Consider the following 16,450-nt stretch of genomic DNA (forward strand, 5'->3'; position numbering starts at 1 on the left):
CTTTTACCCTAATATAACCCCTTAATCCCCATTCAAAAACGGTTCGTCCACAGCTAAGACAAATCACCTAGAAGAATGTTGATTTCTCTTCTGGAAATCTATACCTAGTTCTGATAGACTAGATAAAGAAGACAAATTAACCATTGAAAACATTGACATATGGATTTAACATCTCATAATCAGGAGCAATGACTTATGAAAAAAGAGGTAGAAATTGCCATCCGGCGCAAGCAACAGATCATGGTTCGTAATACAAGCGGTCAGACGGTAACCGGTTTTCCCGAGCGCACCGCTGATTCATCCATTCTCTCCTTACGTACGGTCCACGGCAGTCTGTGGATACCGTTTGATGAGGTGGAACATGTTACGCGTCTGTTAAGCATCCGTTCTCATCATTTAAGTGGAATGCAACTCGTTTAACCGGCTATGTAATCCTAGAAACTCCAGTTCCCGTATAGATACGTTAACTAGATCTATTTATTCCAGCACTTTATACCAAAAAACCAGACGCATGCACGTCTGGTTTTTCTCTTCTAATTATCCTGTACCACGCTGCCACTGACCTCACAACAAAGGCCTTACAATCCTTATTTCTGCCCAACCATATCCTGTTGTTACTTCACTACAAACTTCACTCGTGTTCCATCCGGATATGTACTTAACTGATTCCCTACCCATGAACCTGCACCACGATTATCCTTCGGGGTAATGTACTGGATATCTGCACCTGTTCCTCCCTCAGCACACATCGCCATGGGCCACTCGTCACGATCCTTACCTTTTTTGACCGGAACACCCTTAAGTGATAGATCCCGATTGCCTTCCGCTCCATTACGATTAATGGTGCATACATCCGAATGCCCTGCCTTGATAGCAGCTTTAATATGTTTGGCTGTTTCGGGATAACGCTCTGAAGGGAACGTAATGGTATGGTCTACACTCTTATTAGTCCCACCGAATGGATTAGGTATCTCCTCGGGCCATTCGCCCCCAGCCCAGGCATAGAGGGCTACCAGCAGCATTGCTACCAGCGTCAGAACCTGCTTTTTGAAACCTTGCTTACCTTTACGTTTTCTTCTTGTGCGTCTCTTACTCATGCTGTGTCTCCCCCATTCAACACTTGCATTATAACAGAACGCCCGTTCGTAAAACAATCCAATACAATAAAAAAACAGCCGAGACCGCCCGGCTGTTCTGCTTGATTGATTATCCTACATTGGGAATGGCCTGTTGGCGCAGCAAGGGCAGTGTCACCTCAAACTGTGTACCTTTCCCCTCTGTACTCTCCACCGAAATCTGACCATTCATCAGTTCCAGCAGTTCTTTGCAGATGGTCAGACCAAGACCGCTTCCGCCAAATCGGCGCGCATGGGAGATGTCGGTCTGGGTAAATGCATCAAACAATTGTTCGATCTGATGCTGAGGAATGCCAATTCCCGTATCACGCACAGAGAATACCAATACAACGGTATCCATCAGTTGTTGCCTCACATCCACCTGTAACTGCACTTCACCTTGTTCCGTGAACTTAATTGCATTACTCAGCAAATTATCCAGTACCTGCCGAAGTCTTAGCGGATCACCGATAAGCACATCAGGAACATTCAGATCAGCATGACAGAGCAAACGAATTTGTTTATTCCGTGCCGCAGGTTCATGTGTCTTCACAATCTGTTGGATCAGCTTCAACGGCTGAAATTCAATGTTTTCAACATCCATTTTGCCTCTGCCCAGTTTCGCCATATCCAGGCTATTGTTAATAATGTTAAGGAGCGCCTCACCTGATTGACGTGCTAGCTCCAGATATTCTGTCTGCTCATCCGTAGTTTCACCCATACTGGCAAGTTCGATCATGCCCATAATGCCGTTAAGCGGGGTACGAAGCTCGTGATTCAGCTTGCCGATGAATTCCAATTGCCCTCTGCTGTTCATCTCAGCCATGGAAGTTGCAAACTTCAACTGCTGTTCAGCATACTTCCGTTCTGAAATATCGTATTGAATGCCTACAAAATATAAACACTCTCCGGATTCATTAAAGATCGGATCAATATTCAGTTCGTTCCAGAACTTCTGACCACTTTTTGTATAATTTAAAATATCAATCTTAATGGATTGTTGTTTCTTTATTGCATCACGAATCTGCATTATCGTTTCCGGGTCTGTATCCTGCCCTTGCAAAAATCGGCAATTGTGTCCGACAGACTCTTCATACGTGTATCCTGTCAGTTGGGTAAAGTGTTCGTTTACATACATGAGCGGAAGCTCAGGCAAGGTAGCATCGACCACCGTCACGGAGGATTTCACTTTCGAGATGATAAATTCCCATTGTAATGAGAGTTGATTATGTTGGCTCATGCCTTCCTCCTTCATCTCACACACATTAATGTTTATATATTCTGCAATCGTACATTATAAGGAGAGAAAACTAACCAGTCGGAATGTGTTGATATTAAATCAATATATTTTAATTGTAACATAGTTATTCAAGTCATGTGGTTTATGGGTAATAGTTGATAACTAACATTCCACAATAACCTAACTACTCACCAGGAGGAACATACATGAAATTTCTGTTAATTATCATCATTATTATTTTGATTGTAGTCTTTTTTACCAGACGCAAACGTTAAAATAAGATCCGTTATGTAAGTGAGAAAGGAAGATGGGTATGAGAACCCTCTTTTTTATATTCATGGTACTCTGTATCATCAATCTCTGTTTCCCAAAATTCGGCTGGTATCTGCGCTATGGCTGGATTTCCCGGGGCGAAGCCGAACCCAGCAGGCCTTATATGACTATGGTCAGAACAACCAGCCTGCTGATGTTGCTTATCGCCTTCACACTTGCTATGGCATGAACTATAGGCATTAGAAGATGACTGCCCTGTTGGGCAGTTTTTTTGTGATGAAATGACGGGAAAATGATAACTTTGTTTGTGGTGCAATGATGACAATGCCCGTAATATAGATATATCGTTTCGGAAAGGACATCATTGGCATGAACATCGCATTTTATCCGTACTGGGCCGCCAAAACGCTGCTCTCGCTTATTAATGTCATATATATCATGGTCATTACTACATTTATATACGGTCTCACTGGATCGGTACTCTCTGCTGCAATGTTTCCACTTATTCAGATCATTGCACGCATAATAGCCGGTCTCACTTTGCCATTACTTGTGAACCGTTTCCCATTCTCCAGACTATTGATCAGCATTTCCATAGCCAAAACATTAATCATGACCTGTATAGCCATTTCGTTGAATCACTTGATTTCACAACTGCCGCTTCTATTGCTCGGAGTGATTGTACTATCCTTCTTGGACGGATGGGAAACTCCGTTACTGAAGACTTTAACGCCACGATTGGTTCAAGGTGAAGACCTTATAAAAGCAAATAGCCTACTATCTTTCTCCAATCAGACTGTAACCATTGTCGGTTACACCATGACGGGATTCGCCGTGATGAACTGGGGGGCGTCACAGACCTTCTGGGCAGCTACAAGCCTGTCCTGGGCCGTTCTGATCTTCATGATTGCCATGGGCTCGCTCACACGGAATGTAGAACAACCTCAGAAATCTGCTGTATCGCGGAATGTATTGAGGGAAGGTTGGAGTATACTTTGGAAGAATCCATCCTTACGGCTGATTACGCTTATGGACATTGCCCAAGCACTTGCGGGTTCCATCTGGATCGGAGCTGTTACGCTGGCCTTTGCAAAAGAAACTCTGGGACGAGGAGAAGGTTGGTGGGGACTCATGAACTCGAGTTACGCTGCTGGAACCATGCTTGGAGGTATCCTGGCTCTTGCACTAGCCAAACGTATTCAGAAGCATCTAATCGCTAGTATGACCATGGGTTCTCTTCTCTTCAGCCTTCTGACCGTCGTTTATGGTCTAAACAACCTGCCATGGCTCGCTCTGGTGTTATGCATACTGATGGGTCCAGTTCATCAGATTCGTGATGTGGCTCAGCAGACAGCGCTTCAGAACAGTGTACCTGTCGAATCCCTAACCAAGGTATACGCCACCCATGGCGTCCTGATATCCACGGTTATGAGTGTATCCATAGTTATCTTTGGTCTAGTCGCCGATCAACTGGGCGTTCGGTGGGTATACCTTATCGGTGCAGCCTTGTTTATTGTATCTGCGATATGCTCATTATCGTTGAGCAGAGTTCACAGAAACCATCCCATTGCTAAACATACGAAAAATATGTAAATCAAAAGAGACGAGCAACATTCTGCTCGTCCCTCACAATCTCAATCCAATCGATAATCTGTAAGCGGCTTGCCTTTTTTATAATACAAAGTAGGTGACAATATATTGAAGAAAATGTGCACATCCGGCATATATGCTTCTTCCAAAATAGCTTGCACCGACGATGCAATCCGATTATGAATCTCCTGGTCACGTTGAAACATCAGAATCTCTATAGAAGCCGGAGAAGGTGTTAGCGCTTGTACATCATGACGCTCTGCCTTCATTCTCTCCCTTGGAATATGAGTAATTAGGGCCATCTGCTCTGTAATTTGGGGTACAACTTCCTCTAGCTGAGGACCTGTGAATCCTTTAAAGCGAATAAACGGCATTGCTATCCCTTCAATCTCTGTTAATAGTCTCTTATGTGATTTTAAGCACATTGTTTTCAGTTGTCAAATGTCATGGATGGCATATGTTGTTTCTTATAAACAGGAAAAGCCCCGCTGAAGTCTCAGCGGAGCCACTGTTTGCACGTTTCTACACGTGACTTACAGCCAGAAAGATTTTGTGATGATCACGAGCAGGATGAACAGCACAAGAATTGCACTTGTAGAAGTCCATCCGCCACCAGTATTACAACAACCGTATCCAACTTGACTCATTTGATTGGCCTCCTTTGAATTTCAAGGTATGCCATAACATATGCGTATTCCGTGCAAGTGACCGGGCGAATCGGCAAGTTCAACAGCCCATTCATCCGGGATTCATACCCGTTGATTTAACCGGATGGGGCTATGGAAATTTTCAGTTGTTTTTCTTGTGACTCCTGAGGTAAAGGGTCTGTATTTCCTCTGTCCAGAAGGATTGTACGAGTACGTGTATCACTTCGGGATGCCAGAACAACCTCTCCATCAGGTGTTATGCAATAGGCGATTGGAATGGAGATCTCGCTATCACGGTACGAACCATCCGCATGGCTTGTCCCCATGACAATACATTGATGCTTCAAGGCGATCTGCCGAGCCTCTTCTACCCACTCACTGTACTGCTCTTCACTGAACATGCCCACACCAATGGAATGCATCACAATGTCCACATTCCCTATATTCTCATTGCGAAATCCTTGCAAGACCAGCTCATCACACAACAAAGTGCTTATTACCCAACCCTGTTCCTCAACCCTCTCAGCAGGTGTATATTTAGCTTTTTCCAATACAATCTCTCCAGCCTTACTGATGATAATTGATCGGTCCTTTGGACGTTCGTCCAACCTGCGATGACCTGATACAATCATGGTTCCATTTTCAGCCGCCAGGCGGCAAGCGTCTTCGACATTCTGGTTCAGATAACCTTCAGGAAAGAATACTACATCTGCATCAGGATGTTGCTTGAGTTCGGCTTCAAGCTGCAGCAAATCCTGTTCCAGCCTCGGTTGTCCAATAATAATCTTCATCTGGTATCCCCCATTCATAAATAAAAGCCGGTTCATACCTGAATAAGGTACGAAACCGGCTTAAAGGTTGTACGGCCAGAACAGAACTCCTGCTCATCGTACTTCGCTTCAAGAGTAATTGATTTTCATGTTATCGCTCGACGACACAATTACCTTTACAGTTGAATGATATGTAGTTAGGCATTTCTACGTTCAATACTATCATATATAGCCTGCCCATCATAGCTTCGATCTGTAGCGATATCTTTCACCAATAGGACACTGTTTTCATTTCCAGATAAGATACTCAGTGCCCCCAGCACCCAAGCAAGTGGATATAATGCAACGGATAACATTTTCTTCATAATTCTGTCTCCTTTTCTGTTTAAACAGATGATTGGTTGAATATTCCATTAATACGATTACACCCCAAATAAGTTTCAATTTTATATACAACCATAACCAACATTTTACATACAGGAGACATACTAAAATTGTTCCGTTCAGATCAATTCAAAACTCTGGAGCAACGCTGCTGCCTCTTCATGATCAGGTTCCAGAGCCAATACTTTATGCGTATATGACAGGGTTTCTTCTTCCAGTTCAAGTTCATAACAGCACACAGCCAAATCGTATAAGACGGCTGGATTATGGTTACTCGGATCTGCAACCAATGATATCTCCAGAAACCGTTTTGCATCCTCATACATGTACATCTCATATAACAGCTGCCCTGCCAGAAATGCGAGACCCCCTTGCTGCTCCATCACATAGTAGGACGACCACATCGTATGAATACCAGACTGAATATCGAGCATTTCCTCATCACTTGCATCAGGAAGAAGACTGGAAATGTGGGTAGCACTGTGAATCAAGAACTCCGCATCATACCCGCCCAGACGCCAAAACGGTAAAATATGCTTTAACTCCATACTCTCTATTCGAGAGTCTACCCATTGTTTCATGCTGAAAAAGTCATCCGGGCCAAAACGTTCAACAAATCGATGGTAGGCCAGACGTGTGTTCACATAACTGATGGGTTCGTCCACCATCAACATACACCCAACATTCAGATCTTTATAATGATGTGTTGTGAATCGTGTATGAGCGCCCTGCTGTTCAAGAACATATTGAATGGCATGGTAGTTAGCCGTTAGAGAAAAACTCCCGTGAAGAACAAATTCTGGTGGCTCTGCGAACTTCCAGTTATCCAGGCGATGATCCCCTTTATCAGCGGTAATCAACACATAACCTGACTGTGACAGCTTGTTCAACCGTTCGAGACAGGACAACCCGATTGCAGGGAAAAGAATGTGCGAATCCTCCAGTTCCTCTTTGTACAATGTAATAAGCTCCTGATATGGATAGTTATCCGCACTGTATTCCGGCGCTCGGCGATACTCATAACTCAGTGTCATGTTCTTCAGCATCTCAGCGGGCTCAAGATCAAGACGACGATCCGGAGACTGTACAAGCAGATCACACTCATAGATCTCGCCATCCCCAATGTAGATTAATTCCTGTGGAATGCTGTCAAAAAAGTAATTAGCAATCAACAACAACGGTTGTTTCAGATCACCGGGCTGAATAACCGTGCCTGCAACGACCAGATTCAATTCCGTATCCGCTACAGCGTCAAAACGTGCAAAATCCACTATACCTTGTTGAATAAAGGATTGCATGGATGGATGCTCCTGCCAACCCAGCACATTCTCCGCTACGAGATCCGTCATCACATATCTGAAAGGCGGTAAAGGTATTCCAGCAAATTCCTTTAACTCAAGCAATTTCAGGAGAACTTGATGTGCCAAACGCCCTACACCCGCTCCAAGTTCAAGAATGGTTACGGTCTCGTTAATCTTTCCTTTGTTCGAAAGGTCCTGAAGAAAGCCAAAGATCATCTCTGCATACGCCGTGGCAATCATCGGATTACTCGTAATATATTGAGGGACTTGGTTCTCTGTCCAAGCTTGTAGCCCCTTCTGCTCATAATAAGCTCTCTGCCAATCCCATACCGGAGCTTCACTGTAACGAAAACGTTGACTTTCATTTGACGTCATTAAACGGAAACCTGCTTTCTATCACTAATTTCATACGTTTCTCAGATGTTCACGTATTATTTGATGTCCAATACCATTCAATCTCTGTAATGCATTATATCATAGAACCCTAGCTACTCGATGAAGTTCAGTTTTCCCCTTCAACAGGAAAAAAACCTGCTTTTTAGGGCAGGTCCTTGAGGCCTTTCAATTAAGAAGACTATTGATCTAGTTTACTTAGGCAAGGACGCTCAACATTAGTCGGAATATACAGCTCCATCAAAGTTCTCAGGGCCTACACGGATCGTACCGAGCAAGTTGGAACTGATAAATGCAGTGTACGTCAATTGAGGTGTGATAGGCGGGTTGAAGTCATCTGCAGAGAACGTAATAATCTGAGGTGCAAGGACACTCAAGCTAAACGTAGACGTTGCGGAATAGATCACAGGGTCCGTAGCCAAAGTCCCCCTAACAATTGTAATGGTTACACCAACGAGTGCCAAAGGAAGTTGCACAGACACCGTTCCTTTGAATTGTACCCGTGGGTTTGCCCCTGCTCCTGCTGTTTGAAGACCAATCTGACCGAATAATTGTGGTGTATTAATAACCAGGATTGGTATTGCAATAGAGTTAGCCAAACTCGCATTCTGAGATGTTCTTGCATCAAGAAATTGACTCATGAAATCTACCTCCTATGGGTTGGGATAAGGTAGTATATGCGAGATTTGAGATATGGCATGGACATACATCGTGATTCGAAAAAAAGGGCATACTAGAAAGACACCATTAACAAGATACTTTTTCCTCCAAAGCTTACATGTAGACAGAAAAAAACCCTTGCTAGGCAAGGGTTTTAAGAGTATGGGCCCTACAGGACTCGAACCTGTGACCAATCGGTTATGAGCCGACCGCTCTAACCAACTGAGCTAAGGGCCCTAGACATAATGTATAACGTGCAGATGATGGCTGTGAATCATCCAAATGAAACTAAATTGCGGGGGCAGGATTTGAACCTGCGGCCTTCGGGTTATGAGCCCGACGAGCTACCGGGCTGCTCCACCCCGCGTCAGTAAGAAATATTAAAACAGCGACTTAATTAATATACACCATTCTATCCCAATAAGTCAAGGGGTAATGTCAGGGAATAAAACGTACACCGTAACGTCCTTTACGTGATCGATAAACTTCCACTTCCGCTGGTTCATTATGACCGTAAATCCATCCATCCTGCTCCATACGTTTGGCCAGACATCCTGCCTGAAATTTGGTTGCATACAACTTGCTGAAATATACCCAGTGCATACCGCTCGTCCTTTCCGGAGTCGTCATTTATTCCTGCTTTTTGTAGAATACCCCATTTTCATAAAAATAGCCGCCAAAGATTAAAATCTTCAGCGGCTATCCTTAACTTATGATGTGACTACTTCATCAAATCTCATTGAAACGTAGCTTTAGGATCCTTTTTCAATTTCTCCAGCATCTCGTTTCCTTTAGCTGCCCACTCACCAAGTGCTTCTTTTGGTGTCTTTTTGTTCTCTAGTACTTGGTTGAAATATTCCATACCTTTTTCATTGACTTGCCATAAACCTGGGGATTTTTGATACATTTTATCCAGATTGGTATTTGTTGGCGGAATCGGCTTCAGCGAATAGAATGCTTGAATGTTATAATCCAGGCCGTCTTTGGGCTTGATGAAGCTCTTCCGTGATACCATCTCATAGCTGCTGCGTGCTTTAATCTTAGCCCAGTCCTCACTGTTCATGTACTTGATCAGTTCCCACGCATCATCCGGGTTCTGAGCCGCACTATTAATCGCCATAAGGTTGCTCAAGTAGATGCTGCCTCCAATTTCAGGAGCTTCCGGGTGAACTGGAGGTGTTACCACATCCCAATCCACTTTCGTAAAGTCTTTCATTTTATCCGCATTTTTATTAGCATCAATTAATTGATTAATATAGCTGTAATCACCAATAACCATGGCTGACTTGCCACTCAGGAATAGGTCACCCTGTACCGGATCATAACGCCCACTCGGATTCTGATCCTGTGGCTCGTCGCCTTTAGGAATAACTTTGTCAATCGCAAGTTTGCTGATGGTGCTCCACACTTTCTCCCATTGAGGAGAATCTACTGTCATCTTCTCTGCTTTATCATCAAACGTCTTCAGCTGCAACGAGCTGTAGTACTGCTGCATGGAGTAGTACGGCGGACCACCCTGATATGTCGTGAAGGAGAAACCAAATACATGATCTTTACCTTCACCTTTTGTAAGTCGGGTACCCAGATTGAAAATATCGTCCCATGTCATGTTGTCCGTTGGCGGTTCCACGCCTGCTTTTTCAAACATACCCTTGTTATAGAACAGAGCCGATGAGGAGAACGTTGGTGTCAATGCATAGATGCTCTGGTCCCCAAGGTCCTTAATTCCCTCCAGTACACTAGGCACGATATCACTGGTATCAAACTTGTCTTCCTGCATCAATGGGTCCAGCTGTTTGACCAGATTCTCCTGAATTAATGATTTGACTGTAGAGGTATCAGCCACGATGACGTCAACCGGATTATCCCCAGTCATAATCTTCTTCAGACTTTCCATCGTATCCGGAGCTTCCTGCTGTTCTTCTGTGTTACCGTACCCATACATGCTGCTCTGATCAACGGCAGCCACAATCTCGATCGTTACATTGGGGTGTGTCAGTTCAAAAGCATCGGTAAATTGCTGACGGAAGTAACTGTCATCCTGTCCGCCCCACATCGTAGCCACACGCAATACACGCTGCTCCGTATCCTTCGCCTCACTTGCCGTACAGCCGGCAATCAGCGGCATTGCCAGCGTTGCTGTAGCCATGACGGCTAAAACACGTTTTCCCCACATACTGTTCTTCATATCCCAGTTCCCCCTCTTAATTATCTTGGCGGTGTAATGACAATACGTTCACCGTCAAATTCCAATGTCGCCCGGTTATCAATGGATAAGGCCTCCAGATACTCTTTTGGCACCTGAAGTCGTCCTGCACGATCTATAATGACAAATGCTTCATGGATATCTGGCATACCCGCCTCGGACAAGTTATGCTCATCATCCAGATTCGGGTTGCGCTTCACAAACTCGGTACTGGTCAAGCCGTCCCGAATCGCAACGATCCGGTCCACCTTGCCAGCAAGCGTCAAGTCATGGGTAACGATGACAATCGTAACGCCGAGTTCCTTGTTCATTCTTCGAAAAATGCCCATGATTGTATCACATGTCTCGGAATCGACCGAACCGGTTGGTTCATCTGCAAGCAGAATTTTGGGACGATTGGATAATGAGATCGCAATCGCTACCCGTTGTTGCTCTCCTCCTGACAATTGATGCAATTTGTTATGCATCCGATCCTTAAGGCCTACCCATTCGAGCAACTGTTTCGCGTAAGCACGATCACGCTTGCCTCCCAGAATCATGGGAGTCTCCACATTTTCCAGTGCAGTGAGATAAGGCAGCAAGTTACGACCGTTATTTTGCCAAATAAAACCTACCGTATGACGTTTGTATTCGACCAATTGGGCATCTGTCATCTTCAGCAGATCCCAGTCTCCCACAACAGCCGTACCAGCCGTAGGACGATCAAGCCCGCCCAGAATATTCAGCAGCGTGGATTTACCGCTACCGCTGTTACCGATGATCGCCATCATTTCACCTTGATTGACAGTCAGGTTGAGGCCCTGAAGGGCAACGACTTCCACATCGCTGGATTTAAATATTTTGACAAGTCCTTCGCATTGGATCACGTTTACCTCTCCTCTCCCATTTTGACTGCCTGGTGAACCCGCAATCTGCGAATCTGCCAGAGCAACATCGTTGCACCAATGACCAGCATCACTACGGTGACCCCATACAGTTGCAACATATCCTGCTGTTCAAACACAATCCGGAACGGAGGTACCTGAGCAGAGACATTATCCGTCGTTTGCAGGAATGGCAGGAATAAACGACTGGATACCTGACCAATCCCAATACCTAGCAGGATCGATAGACCTGCTGTGAACACCTGCTCCAGCAGCAGCATGCCGCTTAGTTGTGCGCGTGATAACCCCATGGCTCGTAATACACCAAACTGCACAACACGTCCGGACAGGTTGAAGAACCAGTACAGCACGTATCCGATCAACGAGATAATAACCGATACCAGGAATCCAAGGCTCAGTATCCCGAATACGCCACCTCTTGACGGATGTTTAGCCTGAGATACCAATTCGGTACGTACGTCACGTACAGATGATAACTCAATGCCTTCTGCTGCAAGTTTCTCCATTAGTGGAGCCACTTTGGCATCCGGTTCCATTTTCAGCCACACCTCATAAGGAATCAAAGGCACCTGATCATAGATATAATCCAGATTCGCCACGAAAAATGGCATCTGATCCGGATACTGGGCTGGCCAGTAAGGTATGATCCCAAACACCACGAATTCAATCGCCTGTCCCTGTACACCCATGGAGACGAGATCTCCAGTTTTGAGTTTGAACTTGTCAGCAAATTTGGAAGAGATCAATACAGCCCCTTCATATTTACCAAGCAAGTCAAGGTACTTGTAGGGATGTGCCGGGAACAGATCGTTGCGGAACCATGCCACTTGAGCAAAGTCTACATTATCAATTCCGACCAGCATCCCCTGTCCGCCCGATTTACCAGAGACGATAATATTGCCCTTGGTCTGTAGCACTCGTGCTGCATGTTCAACCCCGTCTAATCTGCGGAACACTTCGAATGGAGGTTCAGAGTAGATGACTTTGGATGGCTGCGAAGAACCGCCGCCACCACCACCTGGAGCACCTCCACCGCCGTTGCCTCCGCCGGAACCACCACCAGCAGAACCTCCTCCTCCATTGCCACCACCTTGTTGACCTCCACCCGTACCGCCATTCTGTCCGGAACCACCGGGTTTAACCTCAGGTGTTCCTTCCCACACAGTCTGCATAATCACATCAGAACCATAACGGTACAAGGTACGCTCAGTGGAATTCAGATCAATCGTCCGAGCTGCAGCCGAGTTGTACACCCCAAGTCCCAGTGTCAGTACAAGGAGGATCATCAGCGGATAATATGAAGAAGATGAACGCGATAACTGCGTTAATGTCAGATACAACGGGACCGGGAGAAACTTGCGACCGATCAACTGAATAAGCTTTAATATCCACGGGAACAAGCGCAGGAAGAATAGTCCAAGCGCAAAGATCGCGAGTGCGGGTACAAAGAATAGAAACGGCTGTACCTGCAACTGATCGGTTGTCATTCCGGTCTGGAAGGTCAACATCTGACGTTCATAGAACAGGTAGTATCCATATCCAGCCAGACCCAACAACACAACGTCCAGGAACCAGCGCTGCCATACTGGAGCACGGTCTGTTCGTGCTTGCCGCCGTTTGGCAGATACAATGGTTGCCCGTGCATAGGTTATCGCAGGGATAAGTGATGCGATGATCGCTACAAGGACCGCTGCTACGCCCAGGAGAATAGCTTCTTTTGAAACACCGATCGGAATAGACTTCCGATCTACGAACGAGAGAAAGCCACTTGCTGAACCAATACTCTTGGCCATAAACCAACCAAGCAACGGCCCAATAACCAGCGCAATAGCGCCCAGGAATATACCTTCAAGCAAGTAGAGAGAGAAGATCTGCCGAGCTGAAGCTCCACGACTGCGCAATACCGCAATATCACTCTCTTGCTTCTGTAATGACTGTCTGGCGTTCATCGCAATAAAATAAAAGACCATCGCAATCATCGGTGCTGCCAAGGTAAACAACATCGTCTGCAGTTGCAGACTCTGACTGCGGAACTGCTTGAGCAGATCACCAAAGGTGATGTCCACTTTTGTATCTTTCAGCCGCTGGTACAGATCGATATCCAGCCTTTCCAGCATGGAAGTCAGACCTGATAACTGGCTGGTTTGAATTTCTTTCAGATCAAAGGCATAATACCAACGTGAATTTTGAAGTGGAATCCCTTTTTCCTTCAGTAAAACATCATTAAAAACCGATTCATCCACATATAGTCCATTCATCATGCCGTCAAATCCTTGTACCCAGTAAGGGCTGTTTGGATCATCTGCCTTGAAGGACCCCGTAATCTTTACACGTAACGTGATATCAAGACCGCTATACACCGGATATTCCAGAATATCGCCGATATGCAGGTCGTTACGGTACATACCCTCTTCCAACATGACTGCCTCGATCGTGTCATCTTTGACCTGGTTTCCAGGTTTCACCCCGGCAGAGTAATTCACCTGTGCATCCAGTCCACTCATCGTGCCCAGACTCATACTGCGCGCCCTGCTGGCATCCACTTTGGTTGGATCTTCCGGGCTCACTTCTGTGCTGCGAATGGATCTCGAATTCACATAAGTATGAAAAGGAAACCCTATGTCGCGAGGGACATCCTCACGAATATAACGATCTACTTCATCCAGACCCCGTGTGTCTGTCTTCACGCCACCAGGTGCCTGATAACTCATCAGCAACGAACCGGCTGGCAACCCTTCACTGTTATCCTGCAGCGTTTGCGCGACGACCCGTTTCAACGCACCATCGGCATACATTGGAATACTGACGGTGAACGCTACCGCCACAATCAATCCGATCAGTGTGCTGAAGGTCATCCAGCGCGTGTTCCACATTTTGCGGAACAGCAGCCGAAGCAATGGCAGCCCCATTAGCGTCCCACTACTTTCTGACCTACGGTCAGACCTTTCAGAATCTCGACATCTGTCGATGTCTGCTGTCCAACTTCAACGTCCACTTCACGCTTGCTGCCATCACTCTCCACCACTTGTACATACGTTCTTGAACCGATGGAGCGTAAAGCGGATACAGGAATCACAATTGCGTTCTCGGTACGCTGCGTTACAATCGAGACCGATAGTGGTGTGCCACGTTCGACGCCTTTTGGCATTTTTGCAAGTGTAACGATGACATACTTATCCAGCGTTTCCTTGGTTGGAGGCGTACCGCCTTCACCCGTCCCTTCGCCACTGCCGCTTCCCGATGCTTCCGCGATAGGCATAACTTTAATTTTGCCAGCGACTTTACCAGCTCCATTAATATCTACTTCTGCCTTCATACCGGCCGAGAACTTCTCCAGATCTTCCTTGGCAAAGGTAGCTGCCACAACCAGATTCGATGTATCCGCAATCGTAGCAATCGGATCATACGCTTTCACGGTTGCACCCTTCTCTACCTGCACTGCAATAACGGTGCCGCCAAACGGAGCGGTCAACGTGGCTTTGCCCAGTTGTTCCTCCAGATCAGCGAGTTCCTGGCGTAGTTCTTCAAACGCAATCGTTGATTCTTCGAACTCTACCGGGTCCATCTCATCCTTCTTGCGGAGTGTTTCCTTCATTTGAACTTCGGATTTGCGAATAGCCAGTTTCTTGCCACGGATCTCCTTTTCTACACTCTCCACATCGAGGACAGCAAGAAGTTGACCCTTTTTCACTTTATCCCCTGGTTTAACATTTAACTCTTTGACATGCATGCCATCAAGCGTGAAGTACACCTTCTCTTCCCGCTGACTCATCATCTTGCCGCTGCCACTTACTTTTTTCTCCAACGTTTCCGTCCGGACTTCATATTCCGGTTTCTTGGAGATCGTTGGTGGTGTAATAGGCGGAAGCACTTCTTCCTCTGTTTCTGACGGCAGCAATGAGCAGCCGGACATCGTTGCAACCATTATCGCACCGAGTACAATAATCGCTGCGCGTTTCCCCCTCTTCGGAGCGGCCCCTTTACTTGATAAATCTGCCGTCCGCCATTTCATAAACATGGTCCGCAACCTCCAAAATTGTAGGATCGTGTGTAGTCATACATATTGTTACTTGTTCTACTTCAATAATATTGCGGAATACGGCCATGACCTGAGCGCCCATCTTGGAATCCAGTTCAGCTGTAGGTTCATCCGCAAGCAACAATCTGGGTCTATGGGCAATCGCCTTGGCTATAGCCACCCGCTGCTGCTCTCCCCCGGACATCTCGAAAGGTCGGTGCTTCACCCGTTTGGATAGTCCAACCAGATCCAGACAGTGACCAACCCTGTCCTTCCACTCCGCTCGCGGAACGTCCGCCATGCGCAGCGACAGTTCTACATTTTCCCAAGCAGATAATAAGGGCATGAGTGCATATGCCTGGAAAATAAAACCGATCTCTTTGCGCCGCAAAGCGGTCCGCCGCCGGTCTCCCCAATCCTGAAGAGGCTGACCAGAGAACAGAATGTCTCCACTTGAAGGCTGATCCAGTCCACCGAGCATATTCAGTAGTGTTGTTTTGCCTGAGCCCGATCGCCCCTTCAGCATGACCAGTTGTTGCGGATTCACTTCCATATCAATGCCTTTGAGCACATGGATAATGCGACTGCCTGTCTGGAAACTGCGATGCACGTTACGCACCTCCAGTACAGGTCCATCATATGGAGGCAGCATATCCTTCTTTGGTTTGATCTTCTTCTGGGGTTCATCAACAGTGATGACAGCAGCTGCAGCCACTTCATCTGAAGCGATTTCACTTTCAGGTAACGGAGGTTTACTCGTCGGGTAATCGTGTTCATTGTTGTATGTATTTTCCCCCGACTCCGTCGATGCCTCCAACGGTGTTTCCCCCTGTTGATGTTCATCGCCTGACTGGCTCTTGGCAGGTCTTTTTCTGAGAAATAAATTCTTCATGCCAGCAATCACGCTCATCCTTTCTTGAAATCCCGTTCATTTCTTCAAAAAACCTAAAATTAGAAATCTGTTCCATC

The 16,450-nt window shown here is 46.0% G+C and carries 17 protein-coding genes and 2 tRNA genes; 3 read left to right on the forward strand and 16 right to left on the reverse strand.

The features are described 5' to 3' along the window. The first annotated feature begins 195 nt into the window (after nt 1-195). Entirely contained in the window at nt 196-420 is a 225-nt protein-coding gene (locus C170_RS23785; protein ID WP_036614778.1) for a hypothetical protein, read from the forward strand. A gap of 194 nt (nt 421-614) precedes the next feature. Here C170_RS23785 and C170_RS23790 read toward each other — a convergent pair whose 3' ends face one another. Beyond that, entirely contained in the window at nt 615-1,097 is a 483-nt protein-coding gene (locus C170_RS23790) for a NucA/NucB deoxyribonuclease domain-containing protein (protein ID WP_047843725.1), read from the reverse strand. A 109-nt stretch (nt 1,098-1,206) separates the two neighbouring features. After that, a complete protein-coding gene (locus C170_RS23795; protein ID WP_051447368.1) occupies nt 1,207-2,355 on the reverse strand; it encodes a sensor histidine kinase in 1,149 nt (382 codons plus the stop codon). Between the two features lie 313 nt (nt 2,356-2,668). Here C170_RS23795 and C170_RS31615 point away from each other — a divergent pair, with 313 nt between their 5' ends. Together C170_RS31615 and C170_RS23805 are read left to right on the forward strand one after the other, a co-directional pair. Further along, entirely contained in the window at nt 2,669-2,857 is a 189-nt protein-coding gene (locus C170_RS31615; protein ID WP_051447369.1) for a DUF6199 family natural product biosynthesis protein, read from the forward strand. A gap of 140 nt (nt 2,858-2,997) precedes the next feature. Further along, nucleotides 2,998-4,221: an MFS transporter gene (locus C170_RS23805; protein ID WP_036614782.1), complete on the forward strand. Its 1,224-nt coding sequence runs from the start codon at nt 2,998-3,000 to the stop codon at nt 4,219-4,221. 41 nt (nt 4,222-4,262) lie between these two features. On the opposite strand, the gene C170_RS23810 is transcribed toward C170_RS23805, so the two are convergent. The 14 genes from C170_RS23810 to C170_RS23860 form a co-directional block, all read right to left on the reverse strand. Further along, a complete protein-coding gene (locus C170_RS23810) occupies nt 4,263-4,592 on the reverse strand; it encodes a DUF1904 family protein (protein ID WP_036614785.1) in 330 nt (109 codons plus the stop codon). 159 nt (nt 4,593-4,751) lie between these two features. After that, on the reverse strand, nt 4,752-4,865 hold the full coding sequence (locus C170_RS30560; protein ID WP_081746033.1) for a YjcZ family sporulation protein: 114 nt from the start codon (nt 4,863-4,865) through the stop codon (nt 4,752-4,754). Nucleotides 4,866-4,981: 116 nt separating this feature from the next. Then, entirely contained in the window at nt 4,982-5,656 is a 675-nt protein-coding gene (locus C170_RS23815) for a hypothetical protein (RefSeq protein ID WP_036614788.1), read from the reverse strand. Between the two features lie 176 nt (nt 5,657-5,832). Further along, complete coding sequence (locus C170_RS30920) at nt 5,833-6,000, reverse strand: hypothetical protein (RefSeq protein WP_155985131.1); 168 nt, start codon at nt 5,998-6,000, stop codon at nt 5,833-5,835. Between the two features lie 138 nt (nt 6,001-6,138). After that, nucleotides 6,139-7,695, reverse strand: coding sequence for a hypothetical protein (locus C170_RS23820; RefSeq protein WP_036614792.1), 1,557 nt, complete (start codon nt 7,693-7,695; stop codon nt 6,139-6,141). Between the two features lie 236 nt (nt 7,696-7,931). Further along, nucleotides 7,932-8,354, reverse strand: a complete 423-nt coding sequence (locus C170_RS23825; RefSeq protein ID WP_036614795.1) for a hypothetical protein — start codon at nt 8,352-8,354, stop codon at nt 7,932-7,934. Between the two features lie 182 nt (nt 8,355-8,536). Beyond that, nucleotides 8,537-8,610 (reverse strand) — tRNA-Ile (locus tag C170_RS23830). Between the two features lie 56 nt (nt 8,611-8,666). Then, nucleotides 8,667-8,740: transfer RNA gene (locus tag C170_RS23835), tRNA-Met, on the reverse strand. Between the two features lie 71 nt (nt 8,741-8,811). After that, nucleotides 8,812-9,003, reverse strand: coding sequence for a hypothetical protein (locus C170_RS30925; RefSeq protein WP_047843730.1), 192 nt, complete (start codon nt 9,001-9,003; stop codon nt 8,812-8,814). 106 nt (nt 9,004-9,109) lie between these two features. Beyond that, nucleotides 9,110-10,561, reverse strand: coding sequence for an ABC transporter substrate-binding protein (locus tag C170_RS23840; RefSeq protein ID WP_036614797.1), 1,452 nt, complete (start codon nt 10,559-10,561; stop codon nt 9,110-9,112). Between the two features lie 20 nt (nt 10,562-10,581). Further along, a complete protein-coding gene (locus C170_RS23845) occupies nt 10,582-11,445 on the reverse strand; it encodes an ABC transporter ATP-binding protein (protein ID WP_036614799.1) in 864 nt (287 codons plus the stop codon). Between the two features lie 2 nt (nt 11,446-11,447). Further along, nucleotides 11,448-14,372 carry an ABC transporter permease gene (locus tag C170_RS23850; RefSeq protein WP_036614801.1) on the reverse strand — a complete coding sequence of 975 codons (2,925 nt, stop codon included), beginning with the start codon at nt 14,370-14,372 and terminating at the stop codon, nt 11,448-11,450. Continuing rightward, complete coding sequence (locus tag C170_RS23855; RefSeq protein WP_036614803.1) at nt 14,372-15,481, reverse strand: efflux RND transporter periplasmic adaptor subunit; 1,110 nt, start codon at nt 15,479-15,481, stop codon at nt 14,372-14,374. The genes C170_RS23850 and C170_RS23855 overlap by 1 nt, the downstream gene beginning before the upstream one ends. After that, on the reverse strand, nt 15,444-16,391 hold the full coding sequence (locus C170_RS23860) for an ABC transporter ATP-binding protein (RefSeq protein ID WP_081746034.1): 948 nt from the start codon (nt 16,389-16,391) through the stop codon (nt 15,444-15,446). Before C170_RS23860 ends, C170_RS23855 begins: the two co-directional genes overlap by 38 nt. Between the last annotated feature and the right edge of the window lie 59 nt (nt 16,392-16,450).

It is taken from the genome of Paenibacillus sp. FSL H7-689 (genome assembly GCF_000517905.1).
Lineage (GTDB): Bacteria > Bacillota > Bacilli > Paenibacillales > Paenibacillaceae > Paenibacillus > Paenibacillus amylolyticus.